The 7,322-nt window shown below is 58.7% G+C and carries 7 protein-coding genes; 3 read left to right on the forward strand and 4 right to left on the reverse strand.

Annotated features, from left to right (window positions below):
• Positions 1-50: 50 nt before the first annotated feature.
• Both AOA59_RS18395 and hemJ read right to left on the reverse strand, forming a co-directional pair.
• Positions 51-1,013: a nitronate monooxygenase family protein gene (locus tag AOA59_RS18395; protein WP_099488621.1), complete on the reverse strand. Its 963-nt coding sequence runs from the start codon at positions 1,011-1,013 to the stop codon at positions 51-53.
• A 24-nt stretch (positions 1,014-1,037) separates the two neighbouring features.
• Positions 1,038-1,466, reverse strand: coding sequence for a protoporphyrinogen oxidase HemJ (hemJ, locus tag AOA59_RS18400; RefSeq protein ID WP_017138091.1), 429 nt, complete (start codon positions 1,464-1,466; stop codon positions 1,038-1,040).
• 136 nt (positions 1,467-1,602) lie between these two features.
• On the opposite strand from hemJ, the gene argC reads away from it, so the two are divergent.
• Together argC and erpA are read left to right on the forward strand one after the other, a co-directional pair.
• Positions 1,603-2,637: an N-acetyl-gamma-glutamyl-phosphate reductase gene (argC, locus tag AOA59_RS18405; RefSeq protein WP_010206935.1), complete on the forward strand. Its 1,035-nt coding sequence runs from the start codon at positions 1,603-1,605 to the stop codon at positions 2,635-2,637.
• A 165-nt stretch (positions 2,638-2,802) separates the two neighbouring features.
• Positions 2,803-3,153, forward strand: coding sequence for an iron-sulfur cluster insertion protein ErpA (gene erpA / locus AOA59_RS18410; RefSeq protein ID WP_003176443.1), 351 nt, complete (start codon positions 2,803-2,805; stop codon positions 3,151-3,153).
• A gap of 77 nt (positions 3,154-3,230) precedes the next feature.
• Here erpA and AOA59_RS18415 read toward each other — a convergent pair whose 3' ends face one another.
• Together AOA59_RS18415 and AOA59_RS18420 are read right to left on the reverse strand one after the other, a co-directional pair.
• The gene (locus tag AOA59_RS18415; RefSeq protein ID WP_099488622.1) at positions 3,231-4,322 is read right to left on the reverse strand and encodes an anhydro-N-acetylmuramic acid kinase; all 1,092 of its coding nucleotides are present in this window, start codon (positions 4,320-4,322) and stop codon (positions 3,231-3,233) included.
• A 3-nt stretch (positions 4,323-4,325) separates the two neighbouring features.
• Positions 4,326-5,738: a peptidoglycan DD-metalloendopeptidase family protein gene (locus AOA59_RS18420; protein ID WP_065912493.1), complete on the reverse strand. Its 1,413-nt coding sequence runs from the start codon at positions 5,736-5,738 to the stop codon at positions 4,326-4,328.
• A 209-nt stretch (positions 5,739-5,947) separates the two neighbouring features.
• Here AOA59_RS18420 and tyrS point away from each other — a divergent pair, with 209 nt between their 5' ends.
• Positions 5,948-7,147: a tyrosine--tRNA ligase gene (tyrS, locus tag AOA59_RS18425; protein WP_099488623.1), complete on the forward strand. Its 1,200-nt coding sequence runs from the start codon at positions 5,948-5,950 to the stop codon at positions 7,145-7,147.
• Positions 7,148-7,322: the final 175 nt, after the last annotated feature.

Here is a 7,322-nt window from a genome sequence, read left to right on the forward strand (position 1 = left end):
TCAGGGAAGGGGTTGCAGGCCTGCACACGTGGGCAGGCCTGCTGTTCAGTTCAACGGGGCCAGCGCAGTTGCGCTGCCTGCTCGCGTGCCTTGCGGTATTCGGCATCCAGGCGGGCAATCAGTTCATCGACGCTGGGTAAATCACCAATCTGGCCTACACCTTGGCCGGCTGACCATACGGTTTTCCAGGCCTTTGCCTCATCGCTCAACGGCTTGAGCTTGGAACCGAAGTTGATTTCGCCTTTGCCCTGCAGGGCGGCGAGATCGAAACCGGCGTTTTCCAGGCTCTGGCGCATAAAACTTGCAGGTACGCCGGACACCGCAGCAGTGTGCACGATGTCGGCGGCTCGCGATGTGAGCAGCATCTCTTTATACGCGTCCGGGGCGTGGCTTTCGGTGGTGCCGATAAAGCGCGTGCCGAAATACGCCAGGTCTGCGCCCAGCAGTTGGGCGGCGAGTATCTCATGCCCGTGGTTGAGGCAGCCGGCCAACAGCAGGGTTTTATCAAAGAACTGGCGAATCTCGGCGATCAGCGCGAACGGGCTCCAGGTGCCGGCGTGGCCTCCGGCGCCCGCTGCCACGGCGATCAGGCCGTCAACACCGGCCTCTGCGGCTTTCTCGGCATGCCGGCGGGTGGTGACGTCGTGAAACACCAGGCCACCGTAGCTATGGACCGCATCCACCAGCTCCTTGACCGCGCCCAGGCTGGTAATGATGATCGGCACCTTGTGCTCGACGCAGATCGCCAGGTCGGCCTCAAGCCTCGGGTTGCTGTTATGCACGATCAGGTTGACGGCATAAGGCGCGGGGTTGTCCAGCTGCGCCAGGCCCGCTTCGATTTCCTCCAGCCAGGCCTTGAAACCGCTGCTTTCGCGCTGGTTGAGTGCCGGGAAACTCCCGACCACGCCATTGCGACAGCACGCCAGGACCAGTTGCGGGTTGGAAATCAGGAACATCGGCGCAGCTACCACGGGCAGGCGCAGACGTTGTTCAAGCGAAGCGGGCAGTGACATTGGAGGTTCCCCGAGTAATTGAAATTAGAACGGTTTGACCACGACCAAAATTACGATAGCCAGCAATATCAGAACCGGCACTTCATTGAACCAGCGATAAAAGACATGGCTGCGGGTGTTTTCGCCACGGGCGAAGCGTTTTACCTGGGCGCCGCACATATGGTGGTAGCCGATCAGCAGCACCACCAGGGTGAGTTTGGCGTGGATCCAGGCACCGGATTGAAAAATGGCCGGGTTGAGGTAGATCAGCCAGCCGCCGAATATCAGGGTAGCGATCATTGCTGGCCCCATGATGCCGCGGTACAGCTTGCGCTCCATGACGCTGAAGCGTTCTTTGCTGACGGTGTCCTCACTTTGCGCGTGGTAGACGAACAGGCGTGGCAGGTAAAACAGCCCGGCAAACCAGCAGACGATACTGACGATATGGAAGGCTTTGATCCATAGATAGAGCATTTCTAGTTATTCCCAGGTTCACGGTAACTGAAGATAGTAGTGGCTCATGCGCCTGTACGTCACGTTGACGGTTGTCGCAGGACGATACGGCCCCTATTATCGACGGCTTTCCAGTGGGTTCGTTGAGGGCAGGTTTATGGTCAAGGTCGGTATCGTCGGCGGCACGGGTTACACCGGTGTCGAATTGCTGCGTCTGTTGGCTCAGCATCCGCAAGCTGAGGTGGTGGTTATCACTTCTCGATCCGAGGCCGGGCTGGCCGTGGCCGACATGTACCCGAACCTGCGAGGCCACTATGACGGCCTGGCGTTCAGCGTGCCGGACATCAAGACCCTGGGAGCGTGCGATGTGGTGTTCTTCGCCACGCCTCACGGGGTTGCGCACGCACTGGCCGGCGAACTGCTGGCGGCGGGTACCAAGGTCATCGACCTGTCGGCCGACTTCCGCTTGCAGGACGCCGATGAGTGGGCCAAGTGGTACGGCCAGCCACACGGCGCGCCTGAGTTGCTGGAAGAGGCGGTGTACGGCCTGCCGGAAGTCAATCGTGAGCAAATCAAGCAGGCACGCCTGATTGCTGTGCCAGGTTGCTATCCGACCGCAACGCAGCTGGGTTTCCTGCCATTGCTGGAAGCGGGTCTGGCCGACGCTTCGCGCTTGATCGCCGACTGCAAGTCGGGTGTGAGTGGCGCCGGCCGTGGTGCAGCGGTAGGTTCGCTGTACTCCGAGACGTCGGAAAGCATGAAGGCCTACGCGGTTAAAGGGCATCGTCACTTGCCGGAAATTCGCCAGGGGCTGCGTCGTGCCGCCGGTAAAGACGTAGGCCTGACCTTCGTGCCGCACCTGACGCCGATGATTCGTGGCATTCACTCCACGCTCTATGCAACCGTTGTTGATCGTTCGGTAGACCTGCAGGCGCTGTTTGAAAAGCGTTATGCCAATGAACCGTTCGTCGATGTGATGCCGGCCGGCAGCCACCCGGAAACCCGTAGCGTGCGCGGTGCCAACGTATGCCGCATTGCCGTGCACCGTCCACAGGATGGTGATTTGGTGGTGGTGTTGTCGGTGATCGATAACCTGGTCAAGGGCGCGTCGGGCCAGGCCGTGCAGAACATGAACATTCTGTTTGGCCTGGACGAGAAGCTGGGCCTGTCCCACGCGGGCATGCTGCCTTAAGGCTGTTTGGCGGTTAAGCAAAAGGCCCGTTGATCGGGCCTTTTGTGTTTTTAATGGCGCCAGCGCAGATTGATATACCGTAACAATAGTTGACCGCTTTTCTAGGAGAAGCGGATAATGCCCGCCATTACGCATATGGCGGCGCTACGCCGGGAGATTATCAGCATGAGCGTTGAATCCTTCACCCCCACGGCTTTGCAATTCACCCACGGTGCTGCGCACAAGGTGAAGAGCCTGGTCGATGAAGAGGGTAATGATCGCTTGAAGCTGCGCGTATTCGTTACGGGCGGCGGTTGTTCAGGGTTTCAGTACGGTTTTACCTTCGATGAAGATGTGGCCGACGATGACACCATCGTCGAGCGCGAGGGCGTCAGCCTGGTCGTGGACCCGATGAGCTTCCAATACCTGGCAGGTGCCGAGGTGGATTACCAGGAAGGTCTGGAAGGCTCGCGTTTCGTGATCAAGAACCCGAATGCCACCACGACCTGTGGTTGCGGGTCTTCGTTCTCGATCTGATCGGTAGCCTGATCTTCAGCAAATAAAAAACGCCGCTTGGCTTTGATAGGCCAAGCGGCGTTTTGCTGTCTGCAGGTTCACGCTGGGTAGATCGCGCCTAATACCCGAAGCCCGCGTGCGCCGGTGACACTTGGGCGGTTGGCGGCGATGCCCTCAAGGCAGCAATGGGCCAGCCAGGCGAAGGCCATGGCTTCAACCCAATCGGGGTCCACGCCGTAAGCGGCGGTGCTGCTGACCTGAGTGGACGGCAACAACGCTGCCAGGCGCTTCATCAGCGTGGCGTTATGCGCGCCGCCACCACAGACCAGCAGGGTTTCGGTGTCGGTTTGTGCCGCTTGCAGGGACTCGACGATGGTCTGTGCGGTCAGTTCAAGCAGAGTCGCTTGCACATCCTCTGGCAGGAACGCTGGCAATCTGGCCAGGTGGTGTTGCAGCCATCCCAGGTTGAAGACTTCGCGGCCAGTGCTTTTCGGGCCTTTGGTCAGGAAGAACGGGTCGCTGAGCAGAGCGTTGAGTAGTGCAGGCTCGACCTGGCCAGCCGCCGCCCATTGGCCATCGCGATCAAAGTGCTCGCCGCGCTGATTGTGGATCCATGCATCCAGCAACACGTTGCCCGGGCCGCAGTCGAAGCCGGCTACGGGCTTGTTGGTCTCGATCAAGCTGAGGTTGCTGAAGCCGCCGACATTCAGTACGGCGCGGTTGCCGGTACGTTCCCCGAACAAGGCTTCGTGAAAGGCAGGCACCAAAGGCGCGCCTTGACCGCCGGCGGCCACATCGCGACTGCGGAAATCACTGACGACGGTAATGCCCGTCAGCTCGGTGAGCAGGGCAGGGTTGCCGATTTGTACGGTAAAGCCTTGAGCCGGTTCATGGCGGATCGTCTGGCCGTGGCTGCCGATCGCGCGTATGTCATGGGGCTTGAGGGTTTGTTGTTCCAGCAAGGCATGGACGCCTTTGGCCGCCAGTGTCACCCAGTGTTGCTGGGCGAGAGCCGAACGGGCGATCTCATCCGGGCCGCTGGCGCACAGGCTCAGCAGCTCAGTGCGCAGATCGTCCGGCATGGGAATGTAGTGCGTGGCGATCAGCTTGATCGCCGGGTCTTGTTCGATCAGGGCGATATCCAGGCCATCGAGGCTGGTCCCGGACATCACACCAATATAGAGCGCCATACCTTAGCGCTTCGCCGAGGCCAGCAGGGTGGAGCGCTCCTGGTCCATGCGGGCCATCAGTGGCTGGCTCTGTTGCAGGAAGCGCGCGCGCTCGGCCTTGGCAATCGGGTCGGCCATTGGCAGCTTCTGGCCCAGAGGGTCGACGTGGACGCCGTTCACCTGGAACTCATAGTGCAAATGCGGGCCGGTAGACAGGCCTGTGGTGCCGATATAGCCGATGACCTGGCCCTGCTTCACGTTGCTGCCGGTCGACACGCCTTTGGCGAACCCTTGCATGTGGCCGTACAGGGTGCGGTAGGTATTGCCGTGCTGGATGATCACGGTATTGCCGTAACCGCCGCGGCGGCCGGCCAGCAACACCTTGCCGTCACCGGCAGCCTTGATGGGCGTGCCGCGTGGGGCAGCATAGTCGACGCCTTTGTGGGCGCGGATCTTGTTGAGGATCGGATGCTTTCGGCCCATGGAGAAGCGCGAACTGATGCGGGCAAAGTCCACCGGCGTACGGATGAAGGCTTTGCGCATGCTGTTGCCATCGGCGGTGTAGTAGCTGGTGTTGCCTTGTTTGTTGGTATAGCGCACTGCGGTGTAGGTTTTGCCGCGATTGGTAAACCGCGCCGATAGAATCGCGCCGGTGCCGACGACTTTGCCGTTGGCGACTCTCTGCTCATAGATCACGTCGAATTCGTCACCCTGACGGATGTCCTGGGCGAAGTCGATGTCGTAACCAAACACGCTGGCCATGTCCATGGTCATGCTGTGGGACAAGCCGGCGCGGGCGGCCGACTGTGACAGCGAGCTGTTGATGACGCCATGCACGTAGGCGGAGCGCGTCACCGGTTTGGTGGTGATGCGGTTGAACGCAAAGCCTTTGGCGCCCTTGCTCAGGCTAATGCTTTCGAGGTCGTTGACATTGCTGTGCAGGTTTTTCAGCTGGCCGTCGGCAGCCAATTCGAACTCAAGCTTCTGACCGTGCTTGAGCTGAGTGAATTGCTTGGCTTGTTTATCGCTGGCCAGCACCTCATTAACGGTGGCAGCGGGCAGGCCGACCTTTTCGAACAGCGTTGAAAGCGTATCGCCCTTGGCGACGATCACTTCGCGGTGCAGCGCATTCTTGGTTGCAACGGGTGCCGGCGGTTCTTGAGTGGCCTGTTGGGTGTCTTCCGGGGTGTTTTCTATCTGTGCGAATGGGGATTCTGTCGGTGCGTTTGTGGCTTGTTGCGCGTCGGAAGCGTCTTGATCTTGTGTCAGTTGTTCAACTGGACTTTCCAGGTCAAGGCTCAGGGATGTTCGTTTGGCTTCTACGTCACTGGAAGGGAATACCAGGAGTGCCAGGCTGAGAAGGGCGGCGATACCACTTGCGGCGAGCAGGTGGGTCTTCGGGTAAAGCGGCGGCGCTTTAGACGGTTCTGTGGTCATAAGTAATTTTGACTTTGAAGATGAAATGGAAAAGATGAATGACATGATGAAGATGAAATAACTGTATAAAATATAACCAAATCATCTGTGACGCAAGCTCGCGAACGCTGGGCTTGCTGAACGGTGTCCGTGCGCGGGACAAAACTTGTAATTAGTCCCTGATCTTGTATGGTTGGTTCCCTTTTGAATCTGAGCCTTGCGGGTCTGTTATGAAGTCGGTTGAAGAGCAGCTAGCGCTGATAAAACGTGGTGCGGAAGAACTGTTGGTCGAGGCCGAGCTGGTCGAAAAGCTCAAGCGTGGCCAACCCCTGCGTATTAAGGCTGGCTTCGATCCGACCGCGCCGGATCTGCACCTGGGTCATACCGTGCTTATTAATAAGCTGCGTCAGTTCCAGGAGCTGGGGCATCAGGTCATCTTCCTTATAGGTGACTTCACCGGGATGATCGGTGATCCGAGCGGCAAGAGCGCAACGCGCCCGCCGCTTACCCGTGAGCAGGTTCTCGATAATGCCGAGACCTACAAGACCCAGGTGTTCAAGATTCTCGATCCGGCCAAGACCGAGGTGGCGTTCAACTCCACCTGGATGGATCAGATGGGGCCGGCCGACTTTATTCGCCTGACTTCCCAGTACACCGTAGCGCGCATGCTTGAGCGTGATGACTTCGACAAGCGCTACTCCACCAATCAGCCAATCGCGATTCATGAGTTCCTCTACCCGCTGGTTCAGGGCTATGACTCGGTGGCATTGCGCGCGGACGTTGAGCTGGGCGGCACTGACCAGAAGTTCAACCTGCTGATGGGGCGTGAACTCCAGCGTGCGTATGGGCAAGAAGCTCAGTGCATTCTGACCATGCCGTTGCTGGAAGGGTTGGATGGCGTCAAGAAGATGTCCAAGTCCTTGGGTAACTACGTTGGTATCCAGGAAGCGCCAGGTGTGATGTACGGCAAGCTGGTATCGATTCCGGATGCGTTGATGTGGCGTTATTTCGAGCTGTTGAGCTTCCGCTCGATGGATGAGATCAACGCACTGCGCGCAGACGTCGAGGCGGGTGCGAATCCTCGTGACGTGAAGATCAAGTTGGCGGAAGAGATCGTTGCGCGCTTCCATGGTGAAGAGGCTGCGGCCAGTGCTCATCGCGCGGCCGGTAACCGCATGAAGGATGGCGAGCTGCCGGACGATCTGCCGGAGATCGAATTGACTGCGGCTGAAGCGATGCCGATTGCTGCTGTGCTTAATAAGGCGGGCCTGGTTAAGAACTCCGCAGTCGCGCGCGACCTGTTGGGTTCTGGTGGCGTGCGTATAGATGGTGAGGTTGTCGATCGCACCTTTATATATGAGCTGGGCGCTACCCACGTTTGCCAGGCTGGGAAGAAGGCATTTGCGCGTATTACGCTCAAAGCCGAATAAAACTGAAATGAGGTGTTGACGGCGAATTATATCTGTCTATAATTCGCCCCACTTCCGGCGCAGTCGAAACGGAAAACTCCTTGATAAACAAAGAGTTGTGAAGTTTTCGGCAGCAAGTTGCTTCAGTTCATCGAAGCCAAAAGGGAGTTGAAAAAGAGGTGTTGACAGCAGCGTG

Source organism: Pseudomonas sp. 2822-15, assembly GCF_002742515.1.
Taxonomy (GTDB): Bacteria; Pseudomonadota; Gammaproteobacteria; order Pseudomonadales; family Pseudomonadaceae; genus Aquipseudomonas; species Aquipseudomonas salomonii.

Excerpts from the sequence above, each read along its gene's own strand:
- AOA59_RS18395 (WP_099488621.1), bottom strand. The coding sequence starts at position 1,013 with ATGTCACTGCCCGCTTCGCTTGAACAACGTCTGCGCCTGCCCGTGGTA.
- hemJ (WP_017138091.1), bottom strand. The coding sequence starts at position 1,466 with ATGCTCTATCTATGGATCAAAGCCTTCCATATCGTCAGTATCGTCTGC.
- argC (WP_010206935.1), top strand. The coding sequence starts at position 1,603 with ATGGTCAAGGTCGGTATCGTCGGCGGCACGGGTTACACCGGTGTCGAA.
- erpA (WP_003176443.1), top strand. The coding sequence starts at position 2,803 with ATGAGCGTTGAATCCTTCACCCCCACGGCTTTGCAATTCACCCACGGT.
- AOA59_RS18415 (WP_099488622.1), bottom strand. The coding sequence starts at position 4,322 with ATGGCGCTCTATATTGGTGTGATGTCCGGGACCAGCCTCGATGGCCTG.
- AOA59_RS18420 (WP_065912493.1), bottom strand. The coding sequence starts at position 5,738 with ATGACCACAGAACCGTCTAAAGCGCCGCCGCTTTACCCGAAGACCCAC.
- tyrS (WP_099488623.1), top strand. The coding sequence starts at position 5,948 with ATGAAGTCGGTTGAAGAGCAGCTAGCGCTGATAAAACGTGGTGCGGAA.